The following is a 25,729-nucleotide window of genomic DNA, read 5'->3' as shown; positions in this document are numbered from 1 at the left end:
GCGGTGGGTTTTTTATGTCGTAGAAAGGCAAGTCATGACACAACGCAAGACCGCCGGATTCCTCTTTATCTGTAGCGCCCTGCTGGCCTTTATCGGCCAAGCCATCGCCATTGCACAGTGGGACGGCATGTATCAGCTGTCTGCAAACCTCACCAGCGACCTTGGCGTGACCGAGTGCGTTCTTAGCGACGATCAGTTCATCTCCCGCTACATCTGCAGCCCTGGCCATCTGTGGTTCAACGTAGGCCTCGGCGCTTCTGCTGTGATTCTGGCAGTTGCGGGTGCACTGCTGATTGCCGCACAACGCTACAACCAAGCCCGTGGCGGCATGCGCACCGGCGCCATTGCCATTGTGCAGGCTATCTCCATGGGCGTTGCCGCGGCCGTTCCGGCTAACGTGCAGTCCACCGTGCACGGTGGAGCAGTAATCGTGTCCATGGTGCTGGGCCTTGCTCTTATGGCCTCTGCAGCGTTGGCTTCCCGCGATGTTCTCACCAACGACAACCAGCGCCCGATGCTCAACAGCGCTGCTCGCGGATTGACGTGGGTACTAATGGTCATCGTCGCTATTGGCTTTGTGGCGTTCTTGTTCATGACCGACCGCCCTGGCCTGTGGGAGCGCATGAGCAGCGACGTACAGACCGTCTGGACACTGCTACTGGGTGTTTCCCTGCTCAACACCAAGGGCAACCGCAAACCCGATCCCAAGCGCGCCCAAGCAGAACTCGACAAACGCAATGCCGTTATCGCCGCTGCCAAAGCCCAGCAAGAGAGCAACGACTAGCTACAGCGCAGTGCTTAAAACACACAAATGCAGACCTGCCTCGTGCAGGTCTGCATTTTCTCTGTTTAGCGGTTAGACAGCGTGTGCTGTCCGCTTACGAGGCCTTCTTAGCCTGCGACTGGGCCGCCGCAGTTAGGCCATGCGCCAGCACCCTGGTTGGCCAGGACGTTTTCGGCGATTTCGATCTGCTGAGCCTTGGTTGCTTGGTCAGCGGTAGCTGCGTACTGGGTGCCACCGTGAGCAGCCCAGGTCTGTGGGTTGAACTGCAGGCCACCGTGGTAGCCATTGCCGGTGTTGATGTGCCAGTCGCCACCGGACTCACATGCGGCGACCTGGTCCCAGGCGGACTCGGGTGCTGCGCTGGCAACCGGTGCGGCAAGACCAGCACCAGCAATGGCGGTGGCAGCGGCAACGGTAAAGAACTTCTTCGAACGCATCTTAAAGTGTCCTCCTAGCTAAATTCCGTGTCTAACTTCTCTTAGAGGCCTTTGGGTGGTCTCTGTCGAGCCACGGTGCTGTGGCTCGGTCTCGTGCTGTCGTGAGCACATGACGAACCAACATAGGGGCTGTCGCGAGGACGATGCAATCGATAAATGCGAATAATTCGCTGAAAGTCTGCTGGTCAGTTATGCGGCTATGTGCAGAAAAACAAAGATGCGCAGCCCTGGTGCAGGGCTGCGCAGTCAGTGTCTTTTTAAGTTCGGGCGTTTATGAGTCAGCCTTTACCGGGGTAGCAGTGGATTCTGCATCCGGATTTTCCTTCAAGCTGGCTTGGTATTTTGCCTCGCCGTCCTTGAATGGGTTGGCTGGCCACCAGAACTTCTCGCCGATGACCTGGACCACGGAAGGTACCAGGATGGTACGGACGATGAGGGTATCGAGCAGCACACCGATAAACACGGTGACACCCAGCTGCGCCAGAACCACCAGCGGGAGCACGCCCAGGGCAGAGAAGACTGCTGCCAGGACGATGCCGGCAGAGGTAATCACGCCACCGGTTGACGACAGTGCGGTGAGAATGCCGCGGCGTGTACCGACTTCTCTTGCGTCCTCCCGGGCACGGGTAATCAGGAAGATGGTGTAGTCCACGCCCAGGGCAACCAGGAAGACGAAGGCGTACAGCGGGGTAGAGGAATCGAAGCTGTCGAAGCCCAGGATGTAGTGGGAGACCCACCAGCCCAGACCGATAGCTGCGACGTTGGTCAGAAGCACCGAGGCCACCATGATGATTGGGGCCACGAGGGAACGCAGCATCACAATCAGGGCCAGGAAGATAAGGCCCAGCACCAGCGGGAAGATGAGCATGCGGTCGTCCGCGGCGGCTTCCTCACCATCAGCCAAGTCCGCAGCCGGGCCGCCGACCAGTACGTCATCGCCAGGGAACTCAGCGCGCAGCTCTTCGAACTCAGCACCGGAGACCTGCATTAAGGTCCAGTCATCCGCGCTGCCTTGCTCAGTCACGGTAGCGCCCATGCCTTCAATGGTGGCGGTGGTCGATTCAGGATCCTGGGTTGCCACCAGCGGCGGGGTAGCGGACTGGTCCGGGAATTCTTCTTCCAGTTCTTCACCAGCAGCAATGGATTCTGGAGTATCGATGAACTGTTCAGCCTGGGTCAGACCAGTAGAGGTCTGGAAGTAGCCGATGCAGCATACCAGCAGGCTGATGAAGGCAACGCCACCGATAACGCGTGGGCGAGACTTCACGACGTTACCGATGCGGTCCCAGACCTTAGCCTTTTGCTTGTCGCCGTACTGCGGCTTGCGTGGCCAGAAGATCCAGCGACCGAAGAGAACCAGCACGCCTGGCAGGGCGAAGAGTGCAAAAATCCAGGCGATGGAGACGCCAATGGCAGCAGCAACGCCCAGGCCTTGGGTGGTTGGAACAGAAGACAGCAGCAGGCAGAGCACGCCCAGAATCACGGTGCCTGCAGAGGCGGAAACCGTCTTCAGAGTTGGAATCCAGGCCTTGGCCATGGCTTCGAAGCGGTCTTCGTGCAATGTGAGTTCATCGCGATAACGCGAAATCAACAGCAGGGCGTAGTTGGTACCGGCACCGAAGACCAGCACGGAGAGAATACCTGCGACGGATTCGTCCCAGGCAAAGTCCATGGCGTCGAGCAGGTAGGTAAATACTGTGTTGGTTGCACGGTCAGCAACCGCGATAACCAGCAACGGCAGTAGCCACAGGATGGGGCTACGGTAGGTGATAATCAGCAAGACAGCCACGATGCCGGCGGTAACGGCCAGCAGCAGGAAGTTAGCGCCCTGGAAGACTTCAGCGAGGTCCGCGCGGACAGCGGCCGGGCCGGTGACCTGGGACTCGACGCCTTCCGGCAGCTCAGCGGCGATGTCATCGCGGAGCTGGAGAACTTCTTCGTTGTTCTCAGTAGCGGTACCGGCCTCGATGGAGACAGGCACCATGGCGGCGCGTCCGCTTTCTGCAGGAATCAGCGGTCCGCCGAGCTGCTCTGCAATGGGACTTAAGGCAGGGATATCCAGCTCGTCGTCAGAGGTTAAAAAGACGATGGCGGTACTGGATTGATCGCCGTCATTTTCTTGTTCGGAGATCTTTTCCTGCAACTTCGCAACTTCGGTTGCCTCCACCCCTTCTGGGGCAGTGGCGGTAGCAGACTCTGGTTGGTCTACTCCGCCCAGGGACATGACTCCGATACCGATGGCAATTAATAAAAGCGCCAACCAACGGAAGGCGCGCATTGTCTTAGCACTCACCTAAGCGATTGTACGGTTTAGCAAACTAAATGTATAGCGGCCTGCCAATTTGTATCCAGGCAGTTGCAATTTTTGGTGTAGTGGTTCGTCTTTCTGTGGTGTAGGCGCCGCTTGCGGTGGTTACACCGCGCGGGATTGGGCAGCAGTAATGATGAGCCAGTCGCGCCAAGCGGTGGAGTCGTCGCGGCTGTGCAGCGATTCGGCGTGGGTGGTGGCGGCGTTTGCCCATTCGACGGTGTCGGCCCAGGCAAGGTCGTTGATGAACTGCTCGGCGCTGGTGGCATCATGCGGTAGTTCGTATTCGTCGCTGGTGTAGGCCGGTTTGGGCTGGGGGATATCGCCGACGGCGTGGAGTACTTCTTGGAGTTGTTGGATGCGCTCTTCGTGCATGGTGATGCGCGCATCGACGGTGTTTTCGAGGCTGGGGTCGACGAAAGCGCGGGCGACATCAAGGCCGTAGACCTGGCGGTATTCCCATTCCAGCAACTCACGGGCTTGGGTGGTTTCGTCTTCTCCGAGTTGCTCCAGCGGTGGAAGAACCGGGTTGGTACGGGCTGCGAGATCGATGGCCTGGTCAACGACGAGGGCACGGGATTCCATGCTGACTTCACCGACGCCATCAAGGGTGCTGCGCAGCGATGCTTCGAGGTCGTCTTGGCCGGTGACCTCAGAGGTGTCGTTGGGGTCGACTTCGCAAGACTCCGGGACTTCGCCGTTTTCAGTACCGCACAGGCGGGTGATTTCGGCATAAAGTGCGTCGGCTTGTTCTTGGCGCAGGGAGGATGCGTCGGCATCGTCAAGCGTTGCGGCATCGGCAGTTGCTTGCTGCGCCAGAGTTTCTAACGTCTCGTCCGGGCGGGGGCCGAAGTAAGTAACCACGGAATCGACGGCCTGGCAGCCAGTCAGTGCGGGCAGCACGGCGAGCGCGGGGAGAAGCGATAGTCGGTGGTTCACGCAAAAGACTGTACTACTACCGCGTAGTCTAGGGCGCATGGCTTTCCCAGATGCAGAACAATTGACGCAGCTACTTACCCCGAAGGTGGAAGAGTTCGGTTTTGATATCGAGCACATCAAGACCACCAAGGCTGGCAAGAAATCCCAGGTCATCATCAAGGTGGACGGGGATGAACGCCCCACTTCCGATGATTTGGAGAAGCTGTCGACTGCTATCTCCGAATACTTCGATGCCGCCGAGGATGCCGGCGAGCTGAACTTTGGTGCCGGCTACACCTTGGAAGTTTCCACCCCGGGTGTGGACTTGCCGCTGACTGCACCGCGCCACTGGCGACGCAACCGTGGCCGCCTGGTTGCGTATGAGTTCGAAGACGGCAAGACCCATCGTGGACGCGTGGGTGCGCTGAATGACGATGAGACTGCTGTGGTGCTGGTTTCTACTGAGAAAAAGCAGGTGGTTACTCGTATCGAGCGATTGGAAAACATCCAACGCGCAGTGGTAGAAATTGAGTTTGCGAAAGTTCCAGCCGCGGAGCTGGAAGCCACGCAAGAAGCATTCGTCGACGCCGAGGAGAACTCGGCACCCCGAGAGGATTAACAAGTGAATATCGACCTAGCGGCACTACGCACCATCGAAAAGCAACGCGGTGTGCCAGTGCGCGATCTGCTGGATGCAATCGGCAACGCCCTGCTGTTTTCCTACCTGGACTACCGCAATGACGGCGTGCGCCCGGCAGAAGATGAAGTGTCGAAGACGAAGTCACGCGTGAACATCGACCCAGATACTGGCGAGGTCAGCGTGATCGTCAGCGAGCTGGACCCAGAATCCGGCGACGTCATGACGGAATACGACGATACCCCGGAAAACTTTGGTCGAACCGGCGCACGGGCCGTACGTGATGCCATTTTGCGCAAACTCCGCGAGGCCGAAGCCGAGGTTGCTTTCGATTCCTACTCCCAGCTGACCGGCCAGGTTGTCTCTGGTGTGGTTCAGCGTGACGTGCGTGCCAACGAGCGCGGCATCGTCATCGTGCAGCTGGGCAGCGAATTAGATTCGCAAGACGCAGTCCTGCTGCCAGCTGAGCAGATTCCAGGTGAGAAGCTGGAGCACGGCGACCGCATCAAGGCTTATGTTGTCGGCGTGAACCGCAATGGCGCACACGTGCAGGTCAACCTGTCGCGTACCCACCCGGAACTGGTCCGTGGCCTGTTTGAGCTGGAAGTTCCAGAAGTCGAAGAAGGCTCGGTAGAAATCGTCGCGATTGCCCGCGAGGCTGGTCACCGCTCCAAGGTTGCGGTTATCGGCCGTGCCAAGGGCCTGAACGCCAAGGGCGCCTGCATTGGTCCGCGTGGCCAGCGTGTGAACAACATCATGCGTGGCCTTGGTGGCGAGAAGATCGACATCATTGACTACAAGGACGACCCGGCTGAGTACGTTGGCAACGCTTTGGCACCGTCCAAGGTTGTTCGCGTGGAGATCGTCGATCCGGAAGCCCAGGTCGCACGCGTGACCGTGCCGGACTACCAGCTGTCGCTGGCGATTGGTAAGGAAGGCCAGAACGCGCGTCTGGCTGCACGTCTGACCGGTTGGAAAATCGACATCCATTCGGACGCGGATTAAGAGCCTGATTAAAAATCTGTGGGTTTTTCGTCTAAGCTTGTCAATGGCCCACACGTAGCAAGCACGAAGGAGATGGATGACGCAACAGCCCATCCGTTACCGTACGTGTATTGCTACGCGCGAACGCTATCCCGACACGCAACTACTGCGGATCGTCATTGATCCAGCAGATGACCAGCGTCGCCGGGTTCTAGCGGATCCACGCCGCCGCCTGCCTGGCAGGGGAGCATGGATCACGCCAGACCTTGATGCGCTGGAGCGTGCCCAGCAGCGTCGCGCAATCGGACGCGCACTACGCGCGTCTAAGGATGTGGACACAGGTCACGTACGTGAGTACCTGGAACTACAGGTGCAGATGGCGGAAGACTCCGCCCGGCCCAGAGATTGTAAGGAAGACCGAACACTGATGAGCGCACAACGATGAAGCATCAGCGATGAAAGTCATACGCAAGCTCTAGAGGTTAAGGCCGCTTGACGGGCCTTGGCCTCTAGAAAACATTAAGAGGAGACAAGTGCCCGGAAAGCTACGTGTTCACGAGTTAGCAAAGCAGCTCGGAGTAACCAGCAAGGAACTGCTCGCCACGCTGAAGGAACAAGGCGAGTTTGTAAAGACCGCGTCTTCGACCATCGAACCACCGGTGGTCAAGAAGATGCGCGCGCACTACGAAGCGCAAAACGGCGGCGACGACGCTGCCGCAGCGGAGGATAAGTCCGCACAGAAGAAGAAGTCTGCTGCCCCGAAGCCGGGCGCACCTAAGCCAGGTGCCGCTCCGAAGCCGGGTGCACAGACAAACGCACCGAAGTCCGGCGGCGCCAAGCCGGGTGCTGGTGCACCGAAGCCAGGCGCAGCTAAGCCTGGTGCTAACGCCCCGAAGCCGGGTGCTGGTGCACCGAAGCCAGGTGGCGCTAAGCCAGGCGCTAACGCCCCGAAGCCAGGTGCTGGTGCACCTAAGCCGGGCGGCGCAAAGCCGGGTGCCAATGCCCCGAAGCCAGGTGGCAAGAAGCAGGGCGAGCGCCCGACCCCGGGCAACGCAATGCCGCGCCCGATGCCGAAGCCAGGCGGTACTCGCCGTGTGGCCAACAACCCATTTTCGACCGGTGGTGGCGAGCGCCCAGGCCCACGCCCAGGTGGCACCAAGGGCCAGCGCTCCGGCAAGCCGGGCGATAACCGCGGCAAGGGTCGCGGTGGCGATAACCGTGGCCAGGGCGGTAACCGTCAAGGCGGCGGCAACCGCGGTGGCCAGGGTGGCGGCGGCGGTCGTCGTCCGTCCCCAGCAATGATGCCTGCCCACCCAACTCCGGCATCGATGCCTTCCAAGGGCTCCGGTGGCGGCGGTGGCGGCGGCCGCGGTGGCGGACGTCGTGGACCAGGCGGTCCAGGCGGCCCAGGTGGCTTCCGCGGCGGCCGCGGCGGACGTCGCGGCGGTACCGCTGGTGCATTCGGCCGTCCAGGTGGCGCACCCCGCAAGGGCAAGAAGTCGAAGCGTCAGAAGAGGCATGAGTTTGAAGAGCAGCAGAAGCATGAGGTAGGCGGCGTACGCCTGCCTGACGGCAAGGGCGCTAAGGTGCGTCTGCGTCGTGGTGCTTCGCTGGCTGACTTCGCCGAGAAGATCGGTGCAGATCCAGCCTCCCTGGTTCAGGCACTGTTCAACCTGGGCGAGATGGTTACCGCTACCGCCTCTGTTTCCGAAGACACCCTGCAGCTGCTGGGTTCGGAGATCAACTACGAGGTCGAGGTCGTCTCCCCAGAGGACGAGGACCGCGAGCTGCTCGAGTCCTTCGACCTGCAGTTCGGTGAGGACGAAGGTGGCGAGGAAGCCCTCGAAAACCGTCCTCCAGTCGTGACCGTCATGGGTCACGTCGACCACGGTAAGACCCGCCTGTTGGACTCCATCCGTAAGACCAACGAGCGTGTCGGCGAGGCCGGCGGCATCACCCAGGGCATCGGCGCATACCAGACCCGCGTCGACGTCGGCGGTGGCGAGCGCGCCATCACCTTCCTGGATACCCCGGGTCACGAGGCTTTTACCGCCATGCGTGCCCGTGGTGCTGAGTCCACCGACTTGGCCATCCTGGTCGTCGCAGCTGACGATGGCGTCATGCCGCAGACCGTCGAGGCGATCAACCACGCCAAGGCAGCCGATATCCCGGTCGTCGTGGCAGTGAACAAGATCGATAAGCCAGAGGCTCAGCCGGATAAGATCCGTGGCCAGCTCACCGAGTACGGCCTGATTCCGGAAGAGTATGGCGGCGACACTATGTTCGTCGACATCTCCGCGAAGGCTAACCAGAACATCGACGAGCTGCTCGAGGCTGTCGTGCTGACTGCCGATGCTGCACTGGAGCTGACCGCAAACCCGGACATGGATGCCCAGGGTGTGGCCATCGAAGCCCACCTGGACCGTGGCCGTGGCCCGGTTGCCACCGTCATCGTCCAGCGCGGTACCCTGCGCGTCGGCGACTCCATCGTGGTCGGCGACTCGCACGGTCGTGTCCGTCGCATGTTCGATGAGTTCGGCGACGACGTCGAAGAGGCAGGTCCGTCCCGTCCGGTACAGGTCCAGGGCCTTAACGGCGTCCCGGGTGCCGGCGACAACCTGCTGGTAGTCGAAGATGACCGTGTGGCACGTCAGATTGCTGCACAGCGCGATGCCCGCAAGCGTTCTGCTCTGCAGGCCAAGGCACGCAAGCGCGTCAGCCTGGAGGATCTGGATGCGGTGCTGAAGGAAACTTCCACCCTCAACCTCATCCTCAAGGGCGACAACGCTGGTTCTGTCGAGGCCCTGGAAGATGCGTTGCTGGACATCAACGTCGACGACGAGGTCGAGCTGAACATCATCGACCGTGGCGTCGGTGCGGTTACCCAGACCAACGTCTCCCTGGCAGCAGCTTCCGATGCCGTCATCATCGCCTTCAACGTTCGCGCTGAGGGCAAGGCAACTGAGGAAGCCAACGCCGAGGGCGTCGACATCCGCTACTACACCATCATCTACCGCGCTATCGAAGAGATCGAGGCAGCTCTCAAGGGCATGCTCAAGCCAATCTACGAAGAGCGCGACACCGGTGTGGCAGAGATCCGTGCACTGTTCAAGTCCTCCGCAGTCGGCACCATCGCCGGTTGCATGGTTACCGAGGGCTCGGTCAAGCGCAACGGCAAGGTTCGCCTGGTCCGTGACGGCAACGTCATCACCTCCGATGCCAAGATCGAATCGCTGCGTCACGAAAAGGACGACGCAACCGAGATCAAGGCCGGTTACGAGTGCGGTATGGTGCTGTCCTACCCAGACATCCAGGTCGGCGACACCATCCAGGCCTACGAAGAGGTCGAGGTCCCACGCACGTAAAAGCGTTCACGCTTTACGTGGTAAGGAGAACGTGTTTACCCCGTCAGTGGAGAAATCCCTGGCGGGGTTTCGCGTGTGCAAGTTTTCTCCGACTTCTGTGCTGGTCTAAAATTGGACTACATTCTTTCAACCCGAATGTCGGGCAGATGAAGAAAACAAGGAGGCAGCCGGGATGGCAGACCACGCACGCGCGGCACGTATGGCCAAGCGCATCCAAGCAATTGTGGCGAACGCGATCGAACGAGAGGTCAAGGATCGCCGCCTGGAGTTGGTGACCATCACCGACACCCGAGTCACAGGCGACCTGCATGACGCCACGGTGTTCTACACCGTTCGCGGAAAGGACATTGACTCCGAGCCAGATACCGACCAGGCTGCTGAAGCGCTCAACCGTGCCAAGGGTCAGCTGCGCAAGATTGTCGGCGACCAGCTGTCGGTCCGCTTTACTCCGACCCTGAGCTTCGAGCTGGATACCGTGCCTGAGGCATCGGCACACATGGAAGAACTGCTGGCGCGTGCGCGCGCACGCGATGCAGAACTAGCAAAGCTAAAGGAAGGCGCGAAGCCGGCTGGTGAGGCCGATCCGTACAAGGAGCAGGGATAAGTGGCAGCATATCGGCATGCCGTCAACGCCCTGAGCGAAGCCAGCAGCATTTGCGTAATTACGCACCTTCGCCCGGACGCTGACGCAATTGGTTCCGCAGCATCCCTGCTTTTGGCACTGCGCCAGCGGGGCAAGGAAGTCTGCGCAGTCATTGGTCAGGACCGGCAAATCTCCCGCAACCTCAAGTCCATTCCAACCGCTGGGGAAGTAGCGCTCGTGCGCGAACTGCCCAAAGGCTATGACCTTTATGTGACGGTGGATTGCGGCTCGATTGACCGTACTGGTTTCTTGGCCGGTGAGCTTAAGGAAGTTGCCGAGGCAGGTCGTTTGCTGTGCATCGACCACCATGCGTCCAACCCGGGCTTTGGCTCGATGAACTTAGTCGATAAAGACGCTGAGTCCACCACGATGGTGCTCATGGACGTCTTCGACATGATGTCGGTGCAGATTGACCGCGTGATCGCGCATTGCCTCTACGCCGGACTGATGACCGATACCGGTAGCTTCCGCTGGGGTCGTCCGGTCATGCATGATGCCGCCGCGCGCCTGATGCAATACGGCTTGGATACCAAGAAGATTGCCGAGCAACTGCTGGATTCCACGACGTCCCACGACCTGCAGATGGTCGGCCGCGTGCTGTCTGGACTGCAGATTGTCGAAGCCGGCAAGATCCGCATGGGCGTGCTCATCGGTCATCTCGACATCATCGGTGGACATTCCGATTCTGCTGTGGAGTCCCTCGTTGACTTCGTCCGTGCCCTCGAAGGCACCGATATGGGCGTGGTCTTTAAAGAACAAGCACCGGGCATCTGGGCAGTCTCGCTGCGTTCTTCCGCCATTGACTGCTCGGAAATCGCGCTGTCCATGGGTGGTGGCGGCCACGTGCCTGCCGCAGGTTACACCGCGCAGGGCACCCCGGAGGAAATCGTCGAGCAGTTGGTAGAAGCTGTTCGATGAACGTCGGGGCACGTGATGTCTTCCGGCTGGCCTTCCCAGCACTTGGTGTGCTGGCGGCCATGCCGGCTTATTTGCTTTTCGATACCGCCGTGGTCGGTCGTCTCGGCGCTCAAGAGCTGGCATCGCTAGGTGCAGCCGCCTCCATCCACTCGGTGGTCACCACCCAGCTGACCTTCCTGTCTTATGGCACCACCGCGCGCTCGTCGCGTCTCTTTGGTGCAGGCAAGAGAGAAAAGGCTGTCGCTGAAGGCGTCCAAGCTACCTACGTCGCACTTGGTGTTGGTGGCTTCCTTGCCGTCATCATGTGTATCTTCGCCGGTACGTTTACTAACTGGCTCACCGGCGATCCCGTCACCGCGGCCGGTGCCGCACAATGGCTGCGCATCGCAGCTATCGCCATCCCGCTGACCCTGATCGTTATGGCGGGTAACGGCTGGATGCGTGGTGTTCAAAACACCCGCACACCACTGCACTTCACGTTGTGCGGTGTCATCCCCGGTGCGATTTTCGTGCCCTTGTTCGTGTATTGGTGGGGCCTGCCAGGCTCAGCGATTGCGACCGTACTGGGCATGGGCATTACCGCGGCACTTTTTATCCGCCAGCTACGCAAGGAACACACCGGCGACTGGCAGGTGAACTTCCGAATCATCCGCCGCCAGCTAATTCTGGGTCGCGACCTTATCTTGCGCTCTGCTAGCTTCCAGGTCGCCTTCTTGTCCGCTGCCGCAGTGGCCGCACGCTTTGGCACGGCCTCGCTGGCAGCTCACCAGGTGCTGCTGCAGCTGTGGAACTTCCAGACCTTGGTTCTCGATTCACTTGCTATTGCCGCGCAGACGCTGACCGGTGCCGCGCTGGGTAAGGGCTCTGCCGATTTAGCCCGCAAGGTCGGCTGGAAGATTACCGGTTACTCCACGATTTTCGCCGGCATCCTCGCTTTGATTCCGATTCTGGGTAACAGCCTCATCCCACGACTGTTCACTGACTCGGATGCAGTGCTGGAAGCCATGAGTGTCCCGTGGTGGATCATGGTCGGCATGGTCATTGCCGGTGGCGTGGTCTTCGCACTCGATGGCGTGCTGCTGGGTGCTGGCGATGCCGCCTTCCTGCGTACCATCACCATTGGCTCAGTCCTCTTCGGCTTCTTGCCAGGCGTGCTGCTGGCCTATGTCCTCGATGCCGGCTTGGTGGGTATTTGGTGTGGATTGGCTGCCTTTATCCTGCTTCGTCTTATCGCCGTGGTCTTGCGCTTCCGGTCCATGAAGTGGGCTGTGATAGAAGTAGAGGACTAGGGAAAGGAGCCTGGCATGCCAACCTTGTGGGCGGTTTCAGACTTGCACGCCGCAGTGAAATCCAATAGTCCGCGCATTGCGGAATTGGTTCCACCCGACCCAGCTGACTGGCTCATTGTCGCCGGTGACGTGGCAGAACGCTCCAGCCTGGTCCTGAAAGTCCTAAGCGTGCTCGCCGAGCGTTACGCCCAAGTTATTTGGGTGCCCGGCAACCACGAGTTGTTTAGCCGCTCCCAAGATCGCTACCGCGGCCGCGACAAGTACGAAGAACTCGTCGTTGGCTGCCGTGAGCGCGGCATTATTACTCCTGAAGATCCTTTCCCTGTCTTTGCGGGAGTGACCATTGTGCCGCTGTTTACCCTCTACGACTACAGCTTCCGTCCGCAGGGCACCACCGTGGAACAAGCCCTCGAGGCAGCCCAAGATCGCCAGATCGTGCTTACCGACGAATACGCCATTGCACCTTTTGTCGACGTGCGTGCCTGGTGCTGGGACCGCCTGGCTTATTCCATCAAACGCCTCTCGCGAGTTAGCGGCCCGACGATTCTCATCAACCACTGGCCGTTGGTTCAAGAGCCCACACTCCACATGCGCTGGTCGGAAATCGCACTGTGGTGCGGTACCCGCCATACCCGTTCCTGGGCTTCCCGTTACAACGCCCAAGAAGTCATCTACGGCCATCTCCACATGCCTAATTCGATGGAAGTCGACGGCGTGCGGCACACAGAAGTGTCCTTGGGTTATCCGCGGGAATGGGAAGGACGAGAACACCAAGTCTGGCCCTACCCGGTGTTGCGCACTGAAGAAGGGGAGGAGACGTCATGGTAAAAGACCTTTTCCCGAACGAGGCACGTTTTTGCTACGTGCGCACTCAATCCGAGTACGCCAACCTGTTTAACTACGAACTGCTTTCGGCCGAAGAGCAGTCTTTAGTCGCTAAGGCAGTCGATTCCCGCAAGGCCGAATTTGGCGATGCCCGCTGGTGTGCACACCAAGCACTTCAAGACCTGGGTGCTTATGGCGACGGCCCCATCTTGCGCGGGGAACGCGGCATGCCGTTATGGCCCGAAGGCTTTACCGGTTCTATGACCCACACCGAAGGCCTGCGCGCCGCCGTCGTCGCACCCACCACCGCTGTCCGCGCGATGGGCTTGGATGCCGAACCAGCAGGACCACTGCCGGAAAACGTACTCAACATGATCGCCCGCGCTGGCGAGCTTGCCCAGCTGGAAAAGCTCCGCGAAGCCGGCGTGACCTGTCCGGACCGCCTGTTGTTCTGCGCCAAGGAAGCCACCTACAAAGCCTGGTTCCCGATGACGCGGCGCTGGTTGGACTTCGACCAAGCAGAAATCGACTTGCGCGAAGACGGCACCTTAATTTCCTACATCCTCGCCCGACCCACCCCAGTGCCGTTTATCTGCGGCAACTGGGCCATCAAGGACGGCTTTGTAATGGTCTCGACTGTGGTCCCTCCGTTGCGCTAAAAGCAGAGCTTTACAACGTGGATGGTCTTGCGACGAAGACCGTGGCGAGGCGCTTGCCCTTTTCCTTAATCAGTGCGATGGCTTGGCCGTCGGGGTCGACGGCGGCGTGGACGCCTTTAAGGCCCCGTGGCTCGAGCCATTTGCCCATGGCCAGGGCTTTGCCTTCGTCTTCGGTGACGTTGAGGACGGGATAGGAACGGATCAGTGCTTCGTCCAGATTGAGCGACAGTTGCGCGTTGTCCTCGAGTTCGTCGAGGGTGCGGGCATCATCCAGGGTGAAAGGGCCGACTGCGGTACGGCGTAGGCGGGTCAGGTGTCCGCCGACGCCGAGTGCTTCGCCCAAGTCGCGGGCTAGCGAGCGGATATAAGTGCCCGATGAGCAGTCGACTTCGACATCTAAATCGATGTACTCGTTGTTGCGTTCGGCATTGATGACATCGAAACGAGTGACGGTGACCGGGCGGGCAGGAATGTCGACTTTCTCGCCGTCGCGGACGCGCTGGTGAGCGCGCTTGCCATCGATTTTGATGGCCGATACTGCCGCGGGGCGCTGCATGATATCGCCGGTGAGCTCGGTGATGGCTGAGGTGATGGCGGCATCGTCAAGCGATGCTGCCGAGGAACCACCGGTGACTTCACCCTCGGCGTCATCGGTAGTGGTGGATTGGCCTAAGCGGATGGTGCCGGAATAAGACTTGGTGGAGGCGACCATGTGGGCTAGGAACTTGGTGCCGCGCTCAATGCCGGCGACCAGCACACCGGTGGCCATGGGGTCGAGCGTGCCGGCATGGCCGACTTTGCGGGTGCCGAAGTAGCGGCGCAGGCGGCCGACCACGTCGTGGGAGGTCATCCCGGCGGGCTTGTCAACGACAACGAGTCCAGAGTTGGCAACAGTCATGGCCCTAAAGTTTATGCTCTACGATAGTTTGCGTGGATATTTGGTATGGAATTGACGACATTCCCGCGCAGTTAGGCCCTACCGCGGTCACCATCGGTGTCTTTGATGGTTTGCACCGCGGTCACCAGCAGTTGGTGGAAGCCACCGTGGCACAGGACGCGCTGCCGGTCATGGTTACTTTCGACCCGCACCCGGTCTCTGTCTTTTTGCCGGAGCGCGCGCCGCTGTCAGTCATTAGCTTTGAGCGCCGCCTGCAGCTCGCGGAAGAGATGGGCATTAAGGCCGTCGCGGTTATCGACTTCACCAAGGACCTGGTGGGGCTTTCTGCCCGCGATTATGTCTCTACGCTGCTGGTAGACAAGCTGCATGCCCAGCACGTCGTAGTTGGCTCTAACTTCACCTTTGGCGCTGGTGCCAGTGGTACTGCGGAGGCCATGCAGGACTTCGGCAAGGAGTTTGGCTTTGGCGTCGATGTGATTCCGCTGCTGGATATCAATGGCGAGCGGATTTGTTCCACCAACATCCGTAAGGCTCTCGAGCGTGGCGACATTAAGTCCGCCAACTGGGCACTGGGCAGGCACTTCACCGTGACCGGTCCGGTGGTGCGTGGTGCCGGGCGCGGCGGTAAGGAGCTGGGCTTTCCGACGGCCAATCAGTACTTCCCGGATTCTTTAGCCCTGCCTACCGATGGCGTCTATGCCGGCTGGTTCATCGTGGATTCGCCAGTGCATATCGATGGCGACATGCGCCCGGGCGTAGCTTATGCCGCAGCGATTTCGGTGGGCACCAACCCGACCTTTGGCGATGAGGAACGCTCCGTCGAGTCCTTCGTGCTGGATCGCGATGCGGATCTGTATGGATATGAGGCCACCGTGCAGTTCGTCGACCACATCCGTGACATGGTGAAGTTCACCTCCGTCGATGAGTTGCTCGAGGCCATGGCTGCCGATGTTGCTGCCACCCGCGAAGTCTTAGCCGAGGATGCCCAGTCGCACGGCTGGTCGGCCGATGAGTACTTCCTGCTGCGAGGAAAATAAACATGCGGATGCTGCTTGACCTGGATACCGGCATCGATGATGCGCTGGCGCTTGCTTTTGCCTTAGCCCACCCGGATATTGAGCTGGTTGCGGTTACTGGCACCTACGGCAACGTCACGGTCGAACAGGGTGTAGCCAACACGACGGCGCTGCTGAAACTTCTCGGTGCTGAGGACATCCCGGTCTATGCCGGACCGCAGCGTGAGGACTTCCACGTCAAAGACATCTCCCAATTCGTCCACGGTGCTAATGGCCTGGGTGGGGTAGAGGTATCCTTCGGTGCACCACCTGCGCAAGGCGATGCAGTGGAGATCATGAAGCAGGCCGCCCGCGATGGTGCGATCATCGTGGCCACCGGACCGTCCACCACCGTGGCCAAGGCGTGTGACGACGACGACTTCGCCCGTAACGCAAAGATCATCATGATGGGCGGCGCGTTGACCGTGGCCGGCAATGTTGCGCCCTGGGCGGAGGCGAATGTCTCCCAAGACCCGGCAGCAACTGATTTCTTGTTGCGTACCGCGCAGGACGTCACCGTCGTCGGTTTGGATGTCACCCTGCGCACGGTGCTGACCCGCGAGCAGGTCCAGCAGTGGCGCGATACTGGTTCTGAATCGGGCAAGACTTTCGCTGAGATCGCTGATTACTACGTCGATGCTTATGCTGAGCTGTCCCCGCAGCTTGGTGGTTGCGGCCTGCACGACCCACTAGCTGTGGCTGTTGCCATTGACCCCAGCCTGGTTGAGTGCTTGCCAATCAATCTCAAAGTCGAAACGGGCGAGCCTACTCCTGGCCGCCTGATTGGTGATCCAGACCGCATTCAAGAACCAGCGGAAACGACCCGTGTGGCCATTGGCGTGGATGCGCAGCGTTTCACTGCGGACTTCGTCGCCCGCCTGGAAGGTCTGTTTGGCGAGTTAGGCCAGCGCACGTTATAGTTGTTCCTTGGCTTGTCGACTGCGGTTCACAGCAGTTGCAGCTCACCCAAGTGGAACTTGGCTCTAAGTAGCGAAAACCGCATGGCGCGGAACTTCGCTAGCGAAGTTCCGGGTGGAATTTTATGTGGACTGAAACATTATAGGAGCAATATCTCATGGCACTGAGCGCTGAGAAGAAGGCTGAAATCCTCAAGGAGTACGGCCTGCACGAGACCGATACCGGTTCTCCGGAGGCACAGGTTGCACTGCTGACCTCCCGTATCAACACTCTGACCGAGCACCTGAAGACCCACAAGCACGATCACCACTCCCGTCGTGGTCTGCTGCTGATGGTTGGTCGTCGTCGTGGCCTGCTGAAGTACCTGGCAGCTAACAACGTTGACCGCTACCGCGATCTGATTGCTCGCCTGGGTCTGCGCCGCTAATAGCCAACTAGGCTTTTTCACAAGCTCTGTTTCTTCTTTTCCACTTCGCTGTGGTGAGGAGAGCAGGGCTTTAGTGCGTTTTGGGTGCAAAAACCTGCTAGGATGGTTCACCGTTGTCAGAATTCAATCTATTTGTGGCGGCAGCGACGATCGCCACGTACGACAAGGAGAATCTTCTAGATGAAGCCTAAGAACACCGTTGAACTAAATGTTGATGAGGAATACGGCATCCACGAGGCGATTGCCACTCTCGACAACGGTGACTTCGGAACCCGTACCATTCGTTTCGAAACTGGCGAGCTGGCTCGCCAAGCCGGTGGTTCTGTAACCACCTACCTGGACGAGGACACCATGCTGCTGTCCACGACCACTGCCTCCAACCAGCCCCGTGAGGGCTTTGACTTCTTCCCGCTGACCGTGGACGTGGAAGAGCGTTCCTACGCAGCAGGCAAGATCCCTGGTTCTTTCTTCCGCCGTGAAGGTCGCCCGTCGACCGAGGCCATCCTGGCCTGCCGCCTGATTGACCGTCCGCTGCGCCCGACCTTTGTTAAGGGCTTGCGCAACGAGGTCCAGGTCGTCGTTACCGTGATGTCCATGGACCCGGAAGAGTACTACGACGTCGTTGCTATCAATGGCGCATCGGCGTCCACTCAGCTTTCCGGCCTGCCGGTTTCCGGTGCCGTCGGCGGTGTCCGCATGGCATTCATTGCTGATGACAAGCACCCGGAAGGCACCTGGATTGCTTTCCCGAACCACGAGCAGCACGACCAGGCTCTGTTCGAGATGGTCGTGGCTGGCCGCATGGTGGAAAAGGACGGCAAGGAAGATGTCGCCATCATGATGGTCGAGGCCGGTGCTGGTAACTCTGTTATCGAGCGCGTTGGCAAGGGTGCTCCGGCACCGCAGGAGTCCACCGTGGCTGCTGGTTTGGAAGCTGCCAAGCCGTACATCGAGACTCTGTGCAAGGCCCAGGCTGGCCTGGCAGATATGGCTGCCAAGGAAACCCAGGAGTTCCCGGTCTTCCCGGCCTACGAAGACGAGGTCTACAAGGAAGTTAAGGACGAGGCCGCCAAGAAGCTGGAGAAGCTGCTGCAGATTCCGGGCAAGCAGGAGCGCGACGACGCTACCAACGCCCTGATGGAGAAGGTCGAAGAAGAGCTTCTCGACGATGATGACTTTGAGGACCTCAAGGATGCCTCCAAGCAGATTCGTGCAGCCTTCAACGCCCTGATGAAGGAAATCGTGCGCAAGAAGATCCTCAACGAGGGCTTCCGCATCGATGGCCGTGGCGTTGCCGATATTCGTGACCTGTCTGTGGGCGTGGGCCTTATCCCGCGTGCACACGGTTCTTCGCTCTTCGAGCGTGGCGAGACCCAGATTCTGGGCGTGACGACCCTGGACATGCTGAAGATGGAGCAGCAGATCGACTCCCTGACCCCAGTGGAGTCCAAGCGCTACCTGCACCACTACAACTTCCCGCCATACTCCACCGGTGAGACCGGTCGCGTTGGCTCCCCGAAGCGTCGCGAAATCGGCCACGGTGCACTGGCTGAGCGCGCACTGCTGCCGGTGATTCCTTCCCGTGAGGAGTTCCCGTACGCCATCCGTCAGGTCTCTGAGGCTCTGGGCTCCAACGGCTCGACCTCCATGGGCTCTGTCTGCGCATCGACCCTGTCGCTGTACAACGCTGGTGTCCCGCTGAAGGCACCGGTTGCCGGTATTGCCATGGGCCTGGTCTCCGGTGAGGTTAAGGGCAAGGAGAAGTTCGTTGCTCTGACCGACATCCTGGGTGCTGAAGATGCCTTTGGTGATATGGACTTCAAGGTCGCAGGTACCTCTGAGTTCATCACCGCACTGCAGCTGGACACCAAGCTGGACGGCATCCCGTCCAAGGTCCTGGCTGATGCTCTGGAGCAGGCTCGCGATGCTCGCGTGACCATCCTGGAGACCATGGAAGAAATCATCGACGGCCCAGACGAGATGTCCCCGCTGGCACCGAAGATTACTTCTGTGAAGATCCCGGTCAACAAGATTGGTGAGCTCATCGGCCCGAAGGGCAAGACCATCAACAACATCACCGAGGAAACCGGTGCGGATGTCTCCATCGAAGACGATGGCACCGTGTACGTCTCCGCTGCATCTGGCGAGGCTGCTGATGCTGCTATCGAGCAGGTCAATGCTATTGCGAACCCGCAGCTGCCGCAGGTCGGCGAGCGCTTCCTGGGCACTGTTGTGAAGACCGTTGCCTTCGGCGCATTCGTGAACCTGCTGCCGAACCGCGATGGCCTCATCCACATCTCGAAGCTCGGCGGCGACGAGCGCATCGAGAAGGTCGAGGACGTCGTCAACGTCGGTGACAAGATTCAGGTCGAAATTGCCGACATCGACAACCGCGGCAAGATCTCCCTGGTCCCAGTCGAAGAGGACTAATCACACGACATAGAAGCAGCGCCTGCCCCGAAACCTACGGGGCAGGCGCTGCTTTTCGTTGCTAGGCGTACTGTCGTCGATTCTCCGCGCGATTCCCCGCGGAAGCGTGTGGCGCTTTCCCTACTTCTTGAAGTCGATCACCAGGCGGGTGGGGTTGTCTAGCACGGTGACAGAGTGTGCCATCTTCTCGTTCAAACCAATGATGAACTGCGACTGGGCTTCGAAGGTGGAGTGGTATTCCACGCCAGCCACGAGATCCGCGCCCGGGTAGGAACCGGTATCGAGGAATTGCTCTTCGAGTTCTGGGGTAGAAGGCCAGGGGGTGCCTTCCACGCCGACAACGAGTGCGATGTTGCCCGGGTAGTCCACAGAGTGGCCAGAGCCTTGGGCCTTCGGGTCATCGGTGTACTGGGTGTACCAGCTTGGTTTACCTTCACCGGTAAATTCGATGACCACGCGGTCAAAGCCATCGTGGGCACCACTGCGCACTGAAATCGGAACCAAGTTAGCCGGTTCACCCATCTCCAGTGGCTGGTCTTCCATCTTCGGCTCACCCAGCATGCCTGCCGGGGCAATGGTCGGGTTCTTAGATTGAGCCAGCGCAGTCTTTTCAGACTGGGTATCCGTGGCGGTGGACTCCGGGTTCTCCGAGGTCACCGTGGTGGTCGGAGTGGTCTGCTCCGCAGCATTGTCATCGGAGGCATCGTTAGAGCAGCCCACCAGCAGCGCGCCAGTGGCAGTTAAAGCAAGGACAGTACGTAGTGCTCTCATACCTCCAGCATACTTACCTGTTAACTAGTGTGCCTGATGTTACGCACAAGAGGCGCGGGTGGACGCTTTGTGGGAAGCGAAGCGAGTAGACTGTGTTATTCGAGTTGTTAATCGAGTACTGAATCGCTTTTTAAGTAAAGGAGATGCGTGTATGTCCATCAAGGTAGGCGTGCTGGGAGCCAAGGGGCGAGTGGGTCAAGCGATTGTTGAAGGTGTTAATGGCGCTGACGATCTAGACCTGGTTGCTGCCGTCGACCGCGGTGATGACCTGCAGGTGCTGGTGGACAATGGCGCTGAGGTCATTGTTGATTTCACCCAGCCAGGTGTGGTCATGGACAACTTGGAATTCTGCATTGGCCACGGCATTCACTGCGTGGTGGGCACCACCGGCTTTGATGACGAGCGCCTGGCCAAAGTTGAGGAGTGGACCAAGCAAGACGGTGCCGGCCACGTGCTGATTGCGCCGAACTTTGCTATCTCTGCTGTGCTGACCATGGTGCTGTCCAAGCAGGCAGCGAAGTTCTTCGAAACCGCTGAGGTTGTCGAATACCACCACCCGACGAAGCTGGATGCACCTTCTGGTACCGCTATTCACACCGCACAGGGCATTGCGGCAGCACGCAAGGATGCCGGCCTGGGAGAGATGCCGGATGCCACCGAGCAGTCCCTGGACGGCGCACGCGGTGCCGACGTCGATGGCGTGCCGGTCCACGCCGTGCGTACCCGCGGCATGGTTGCCCACGAAGAGGTCATCTTCGGCGCACAGGGTCAGTCCCTGACCATCCGCCAGGATTCCTACGACCGTTCTTCCTTTACCCCAGGCGTGCTGGTTGGTGTGCGCGAGATTGCAGAGCACCCGGGCCTGGTCGTCGGCCTTGAGAACTACCTGGGTCTGTAATTTATGGCTAGCGTAAGTGAACTGGATGTCCAGCTCATCGCAGCAACGAAGTTCCAACCCCCAGTGGGAGTGGACTGGCAGGCGGATGAGGAGGCATCGTCAAGCGAGGCTCTCGTAGAATTTGCCGGGCGGGCGTGTTATGAATCCTTTGACAAGCCCAACCCGCGCACGGCGAAGAACTCGGCCTACCTGCGCCACATCCTGGAGGTAGGCCACGACGCGCTGTTAGAGCATGCCACGGCGACGCTGTATATCCGAGGGCTGTCGCGCTCAGCTAGCCATGAGCTGGTGCGCCATCGTAACTTTTCTTTCTCCCAGCTCTCGCAACGCTATGTCCACCCGGAGGAAACCCAGGTGGTGCTGCCGCAGATGATTGCAGAAGATGAGCAGCTTAAGCGGCTGATGATGCAGGCAGTCGATGAGACCCGCTTTGTCTACGATGAATTGCTCAATGCGCTGGAAGAAAAGCTCGGCGATGAGCCCAATGCTTTGTTGCGTAAGAAGCAGGCGCGGCAGGCAGCGCGTGCGGTGTTGCCCAATTCCACGGAAACCCGCATTGTGGTCACCGGCAATTACCGTGCGTGGCGGCACTTTATCGGTGCCCGTGCCACCGAGCAGGCCGATGAGGAGATGCGCGGGTTGGCCATTGCGTGTCTGCGTTTGCTGCAGCAGGAAGCGCCCGTGCTTTTCGATGATTTCCATATCTCTACCCTCGCCGACGGCAGCGAGATGGCCTCGAGTCCCTACGCATAGCCGCCACACGCGCCCCGATGTCCCGAAATGGGGGCAAAGCGGGTAACCTTGACGGCTATGAGCACAGGTATGACAGCAAAGACTGGTGTCGAAACTTTCGGGCGCGTCGGCGTCGCTATGGTCACCCCGTTTGACCGCGATGGCGAACTCGACGTGGCCGCAGGTCGTCGCTTGGCAGCTCACTTCGTTGACGAAGGCGTAGATTCGCTCATCCTGGGAGGAACCACGGGTGAGGCGCCAACTACGACGTTGGATGAAAAGCTGCAGCTTCTGCAGGCCGTCAAAGAGGAGGTAGGGGACCGCGCGAAGATTTGCGCCGGTGCCGGCACCAACAACACGAAGGCATCCATCGAGGTTGCCAAGGCATCGGTAGCCGCAGGCGCCGACAGCCTGTTGGTTGTCACCCCGTACTACTCGAAGCCTTCTCAGGAGGGCGTGTACGCGCACTTCAAGGCAATTGCCGATGCTGTTGACGCGCCGATTTGCGCTTACGACATCCCTGGCCGCTCGGGCATCCCGATTGCGGAGGATACGATCCGCCGCCTCGCGGAACTGCCGAACATTCAGGCTGTAAAGGACGCCAAGGGCGACCTTGCTACCGCAGCCACACTTATCCGGGACACCGACCTGGCGTGGTACTCCGGTGATGATCCTTTGAACCTGCCGTGGCTGAGCCTCGGTGCTAGTGGTTTCATCTCCGTTATTGGCCACGCTGCGCCACGTGCCCTGGCTGACCTATATACTTGTTTTGAAAATGGCGATCTGGTGCAAGCACGCCAGATTAACGCCGACATTCTCGCTCCATTGGCCCACGCCCAAGCGCGTTTGGGTGGAGTAACCCTTGCAAAGGCCGCACTGCGCCTGCAGGGTATTGAAGTTGGAGATCCTCGTTTGCCCGTCACTGCTGCAGATGACGCGGAAATTGAGGAACTTCGTCGTGATATGGAAAAGGCTGGAGTCCTTAAAGAATGACTGAATCTCGTAACCGTTCCCGCAAGGTAGTTCGCAAGGCCGGACCGCCAGCGGAAACCGATACCGCCTCCAACGAGGCGGCTTCGCCCGTTTTCCAGGCACCTAGCCAGGAACCGAAGTCAGACAACAAGTCGGACAAGGACAACAACGGTGGACACAACCGCGGCGGCAACAATGACACCCAGAACGACAACAAGGGCGATAACAAGGGCGGCGGAAACAACCGTCGTTCCCGCGGTTCCCGCGGAGGCCGTGGCAGGGGCCGCGGCAACAACAACGGTGGCGGAAACAACGGCGGCAAGAACAACCGCAACAACCGCGGTCGCCGCAACGTACCGAAGTCGATGCAGGGCGCGGACCTGACCAAGCGTCTGCCGGAGCCGCCAAAGCAGCCGAAGGATGCGCTGCGTATCTACGCTCTCGGTGGCATTTCCGAAATTGGCCGCAACATGACCGTCTTTGAGTACGGCGATGAGCTGCTGATCATCGACAGCGGTGTGCTCTTCCCGTCCTCCGGCGAGCCGGGCGTGGACCTGATCCTGCCGGACTTCGGTCCGATTGAAAAGAAGATCCATAAGGTCAAGGCCCTGGTTGTCACCCACGCCCACGAGGACCACATCGGTGCTATCCCGTGGCTGCTGAAGCTGCGTCCGGACCTGCCAGTGGTTGCTTCCCGTTTCACCATCGCGCTGATTGCTGCGAAGTGTAAGGAACACCGCCAGAAGCCGAAGTTCGTTGAGGTCAACGAGAAGTCCGATGTGAACTACGGCGTCTTCCGCGTCCGTTTCTGGGCTGTGAACCACTCCGTGCCGGATGCACTGGGCATCATGCTGGGCACCCCGGCCGGCAATGTCATCCACACCGGTGACATCAAGCTGGACCAGACCCCGCTGGATAACCGTCCGACCGACCTGCCGGCACTGTCTCGCTACGGTGACGAAGGCGTCGACCTGATGCTGTGCGATTCCACCAACGCCAACATCCCGGGTGTCTCCGCATCTGAGGGTGACATCCCGGCGACCTTCAAGCGCCTGGTTGGCCGTGCGAAGCAGCGCGTCATCATCGCTTCCTTCGCTTCCAACGTCTACCGCGTGCAGGCAGCTATCGATGCCGCTGTGGCCAACAACCGCAAGGTTGCCTTCAACGGCCGTTCGATGATGCGCAACATGGAAATTGCCGAGAAGATGGGCTTTTTGAAGGTCCCACGCGGCACGATCATTCCTATCGAGGAAGCCGCCAAGATGGCTCCGCACAAGACCCTGCTGATTACCACCGGTACTCAGGGTGAGCCGATGGCCGCACTGTCGCGCATGGCACGTCGTGAGCACCGTCAGATCACCGTCCGTGATGGCGACATGATTGTCTTCTCCTCCTCGCTCATCCCGGGCAACGAGGAAGCAGTCTTCGGCGTCATCAACATGCTTTCTCAGATTGGTGCTGAGGTCATCACCAACAAGGAAGCTAAGGTTCACTCCTCGGGCCACGGCTACGGTGGCGAGCTGCTCTTCCTGTACAACGCCGCACGCCCGCGCAACGCCATGCCGGTCCACGGCGAGTGGCGCCACCTGCGTGCCAACAAAGAACTGGCCATCTCCACTGGTGTCGACCGTGACCGCGTGGTCCTGGCCCAGAACGGCGTCGTTGTGGACCTGCACAAGGGTCGCGCACGCGTCGTTGGTCAGATTCCGGTCGGTAACCTCTACGTCGATGGTGTCTCCATGGGCGATGTCGATGCCGACACCCTGGCTGACCGCACCAACCTGGGCTCTGGCGGCGTGGTCTCGATTACTTGTGTGATCGACAACCGCACCTCCCGTCTCCTGGAACGCCCGGCCGTATCCACCACCGGTTTCTCCGATGACGACCGCGGTGTCATTCCGGAGGTCGCCGACATGGTTGAAAACACCATGAACGACCTGGCTGCCGAAGGTGAGAACGACACCTACCGCATGGTCCAGAAGCTGCGTCGCAAGATCGGCAAGCTGATGAGCTCCAAGTACAAGCGTGAGCCAGTCATTCTGCCGACCATCGTGCCGACCAACTCCACGACCATCATTGCTGATGACGACGAGGTCCACGCCTCCCGTGAGTCGCTGTAAGGATAAATCCCTCACAGCCATGTGCCCCAGCTTCGCTAAGCTGGGGCACATGTCGTTTTCTTCATCAGAACGTTCCAAGCTTGCCCAGCTCCTACATGACCTGGGCCCGGATGCCCCAACCCTGTGTGAGGGCTGGACCACCCGCGATATGGCCGCACACTTGTGGACCCGCGAGAACCAATTCGTCGCTACAGCGGGTGTCTTCGTTCCCGCGTTATCGGATCGCGCTGAGCAAGCACACGCAGAAACTGCTCAACGTGACTACGACAAGGTCGTTGACGAGTGGGGGAGGGGACCGACAGGTCTTAACCCCTGGCGCGTGCTGGATTCGAAGGGCAACTTTGCCGAGCACTTCATTCATCATGAAGATGTGCGCCGCGCCAACGGCCAGGATGAGCCGCGTGATTTCTCCCGGGTAGTGAACAAGCAGATGCACAGCACTTTGGAGAAACTCGCCAAGGCGATGCTGCGTAAGTCCAAGCAACCCGTGGTGTTATATCCGGAAGGTTTTTCGCGGATTGTTGCTGCTGATAGCAACGGAGTTAGCGAAAATGGATCTGCTGTAGTCGCTGTTCATGGCGAGGTCGGCGAGTTGCTGTTGTGGGTCTATGGCCGCGATGCTGCGCACGTAAAGATCGAAGGCGATGAGTCCCAGGTAGTTAAATCTAGCCTTTAGTCTTGACAAGGTTGTCCACCGCAAAAACTCAGCGAAACACGAGTTTCTAATGTGAATAGTGGGGC

Annotated in this window: 24 protein-coding genes; 19 read left to right on the top strand and 5 right to left on the bottom strand. The window is 59.7% G+C overall.

The window, feature by feature from the left end:
- The first annotated feature begins 34 nt into the window (after positions 1-34).
- Positions 35-784, top strand: coding sequence for a DUF998 domain-containing protein (locus UL81_RS07125; RefSeq protein WP_035105012.1), 750 nt, complete (start codon positions 35-37; stop codon positions 782-784).
- 107 nt (positions 785-891) lie between these two features.
- Here UL81_RS07125 and UL81_RS07120 read toward each other — a convergent pair whose 3' ends face one another.
- The 3 genes from UL81_RS07120 to UL81_RS07110 all read right to left on the bottom strand — a co-directional run bounded on the left by UL81_RS07120 (position 892) and on the right by UL81_RS07110 (position 4,468).
- Positions 892-1,221, bottom strand: a complete 330-nt coding sequence (locus UL81_RS07120; RefSeq protein WP_035105011.1) for a transglycosylase family protein — start codon at positions 1,219-1,221, stop codon at positions 892-894.
- Positions 1,222-1,492: 271 nt separating this feature from the next.
- Positions 1,493-3,514 (bottom strand): MMPL family transporter, encoded by a 2,022-nt coding sequence (locus UL81_RS07115; protein ID WP_046453432.1) that lies wholly within the window; start codon positions 3,512-3,514, stop codon positions 1,493-1,495.
- A gap of 120 nt (positions 3,515-3,634) precedes the next feature.
- Positions 3,635-4,468 carry a DUF4439 domain-containing protein gene (locus tag UL81_RS07110; RefSeq protein ID WP_035105009.1) on the bottom strand — a complete coding sequence of 278 codons (834 nt, stop codon included), beginning with the start codon at positions 4,466-4,468 and terminating at the stop codon, positions 3,635-3,637.
- A gap of 37 nt (positions 4,469-4,505) precedes the next feature.
- Here UL81_RS07110 and rimP point away from each other — a divergent pair, with 37 nt between their 5' ends.
- The 9 genes from rimP to UL81_RS07065 all read left to right on the top strand — a co-directional run bounded on the left by rimP (position 4,506) and on the right by UL81_RS07065 (position 13,767).
- The gene (rimP, locus tag UL81_RS07105) at positions 4,506-5,066 is read left to right on the top strand and encodes a ribosome maturation factor RimP (protein WP_046453431.1); all 561 of its coding nucleotides are present in this window, start codon (positions 4,506-4,508) and stop codon (positions 5,064-5,066) included.
- A gap of 3 nt (positions 5,067-5,069) precedes the next feature.
- On the top strand, positions 5,070-6,089 hold the full coding sequence (gene nusA, locus UL81_RS07100; protein ID WP_035105007.1) for a transcription termination factor NusA: 1,020 nt from the start codon (positions 5,070-5,072) through the stop codon (positions 6,087-6,089).
- A gap of 76 nt (positions 6,090-6,165) precedes the next feature.
- A complete protein-coding gene (locus UL81_RS07095) occupies positions 6,166-6,513 on the top strand; it encodes a YlxR family protein (RefSeq protein ID WP_179944084.1) in 348 nt (115 codons plus the stop codon).
- 88 nt (positions 6,514-6,601) lie between these two features.
- Positions 6,602-9,433, top strand: a complete 2,832-nt coding sequence (gene infB, locus UL81_RS07090; RefSeq protein ID WP_046453430.1) for a translation initiation factor IF-2 — start codon at positions 6,602-6,604, stop codon at positions 9,431-9,433.
- Positions 9,434-9,605: 172 nt separating this feature from the next.
- Positions 9,606-10,037, top strand: coding sequence for a 30S ribosome-binding factor RbfA (gene rbfA / locus UL81_RS07085; RefSeq protein ID WP_035104998.1), 432 nt, complete (start codon positions 9,606-9,608; stop codon positions 10,035-10,037).
- Positions 10,038-10,994 (top strand): DHH family phosphoesterase, encoded by a 957-nt coding sequence (locus UL81_RS07080; RefSeq protein WP_046453429.1) that lies wholly within the window; start codon positions 10,038-10,040, stop codon positions 10,992-10,994.
- Positions 10,991-12,283 carry an MATE family efflux transporter gene (locus UL81_RS07075; protein WP_035104994.1) on the top strand — a complete coding sequence of 431 codons (1,293 nt, stop codon included), beginning with the start codon at positions 10,991-10,993 and terminating at the stop codon, positions 12,281-12,283. Before UL81_RS07080 ends, UL81_RS07075 begins: the two co-directional genes overlap by 4 nt.
- Positions 12,284-12,298: 15 nt before the next feature.
- Entirely contained in the window at positions 12,299-13,111 is an 813-nt protein-coding gene (locus tag UL81_RS07070) for a metallophosphoesterase family protein (RefSeq protein WP_035104990.1), read from the top strand.
- A complete protein-coding gene (locus UL81_RS07065) occupies positions 13,105-13,767 on the top strand; it encodes a 4'-phosphopantetheinyl transferase family protein (protein ID WP_035104987.1) in 663 nt (220 codons plus the stop codon). The genes UL81_RS07070 and UL81_RS07065 overlap by 7 nt, the downstream gene beginning before the upstream one ends.
- 10 nt (positions 13,768-13,777) lie before the next feature.
- Here the strand turns inward: UL81_RS07065 and truB are convergent, their stop codons facing one another.
- Entirely contained in the window at positions 13,778-14,665 is an 888-nt protein-coding gene (truB, locus tag UL81_RS07060; RefSeq protein ID WP_035104984.1) for a tRNA pseudouridine(55) synthase TruB, read from the bottom strand.
- A 23-nt stretch (positions 14,666-14,688) separates the two neighbouring features.
- On the opposite strand from truB, the gene UL81_RS07055 reads away from it, so the two are divergent.
- The 4 genes from UL81_RS07055 (at position 14,689) to UL81_RS07040 (ending at position 19,495) form a co-directional block, all read left to right on the top strand.
- Positions 14,689-15,702, top strand: coding sequence for a bifunctional riboflavin kinase/FAD synthetase (locus UL81_RS07055; protein ID WP_035104981.1), 1,014 nt, complete (start codon positions 14,689-14,691; stop codon positions 15,700-15,702).
- Between the two features lie 2 nt (positions 15,703-15,704).
- Positions 15,705-16,640 (top strand): nucleoside hydrolase, encoded by a 936-nt coding sequence (locus UL81_RS07050; protein ID WP_046453428.1) that lies wholly within the window; start codon positions 15,705-15,707, stop codon positions 16,638-16,640.
- A 155-nt stretch (positions 16,641-16,795) separates the two neighbouring features.
- On the top strand, positions 16,796-17,065 hold the full coding sequence (rpsO, locus tag UL81_RS07045) for a 30S ribosomal protein S15 (RefSeq protein WP_035104978.1): 270 nt from the start codon (positions 16,796-16,798) through the stop codon (positions 17,063-17,065).
- A 180-nt stretch (positions 17,066-17,245) separates the two neighbouring features.
- Positions 17,246-19,495: a polyribonucleotide nucleotidyltransferase gene (locus UL81_RS07040; RefSeq protein WP_046453427.1), complete on the top strand. Its 2,250-nt coding sequence runs from the start codon at positions 17,246-17,248 to the stop codon at positions 19,493-19,495.
- Positions 19,496-19,615: 120 nt separating this feature from the next.
- Here UL81_RS07040 and UL81_RS07035 read toward each other — a convergent pair whose 3' ends face one another.
- The gene (locus UL81_RS07035) at positions 19,616-20,266 is read right to left on the bottom strand and encodes an AMIN-like domain-containing (lipo)protein (RefSeq protein WP_035104975.1); all 651 of its coding nucleotides are present in this window, start codon (positions 20,264-20,266) and stop codon (positions 19,616-19,618) included.
- A gap of 151 nt (positions 20,267-20,417) precedes the next feature.
- Between UL81_RS07035 and dapB the strand changes: the two genes are divergently transcribed.
- The 5 genes from dapB to UL81_RS07010 are packed head-to-tail and all read left to right on the top strand — an operon-like array spanning position 20,418 to position 25,664.
- Positions 20,418-21,164 (top strand): 4-hydroxy-tetrahydrodipicolinate reductase, encoded by a 747-nt coding sequence (gene dapB / locus UL81_RS07030; protein ID WP_035104973.1) that lies wholly within the window; start codon positions 20,418-20,420, stop codon positions 21,162-21,164.
- Between the two features lie 3 nt (positions 21,165-21,167).
- Positions 21,168-21,917: an FAD-dependent thymidylate synthase gene (thyX, locus tag UL81_RS07025; RefSeq protein ID WP_046453426.1), complete on the top strand. Its 750-nt coding sequence runs from the start codon at positions 21,168-21,170 to the stop codon at positions 21,915-21,917.
- Positions 21,918-21,974: 57 nt separating this feature from the next.
- Positions 21,975-22,889, top strand: coding sequence for a 4-hydroxy-tetrahydrodipicolinate synthase (gene dapA / locus UL81_RS07020; RefSeq protein ID WP_035104970.1), 915 nt, complete (start codon positions 21,975-21,977; stop codon positions 22,887-22,889).
- Positions 22,886-24,988 (top strand): ribonuclease J, encoded by a 2,103-nt coding sequence (locus UL81_RS07015; RefSeq protein ID WP_082099190.1) that lies wholly within the window; start codon positions 22,886-22,888, stop codon positions 24,986-24,988. The genes dapA and UL81_RS07015 overlap by 4 nt, the downstream gene beginning before the upstream one ends.
- A gap of 49 nt (positions 24,989-25,037) precedes the next feature.
- On the top strand, positions 25,038-25,664 hold the full coding sequence (locus UL81_RS07010; RefSeq protein WP_082099186.1) for a TIGR03085 family metal-binding protein: 627 nt from the start codon (positions 25,038-25,040) through the stop codon (positions 25,662-25,664).
- Positions 25,665-25,729 lie beyond the last annotated feature (65 nt).

It is taken from the genome of Corynebacterium camporealensis (genome assembly GCF_000980815.1).
Classification (GTDB): Bacteria; Actinomycetota; Actinomycetes; order Mycobacteriales; family Mycobacteriaceae; genus Corynebacterium; species Corynebacterium camporealense.
The sequence above is the reverse complement of the archived record's forward strand: the minus strand, read 5'-3'. Positions and strand labels throughout refer to the sequence as shown.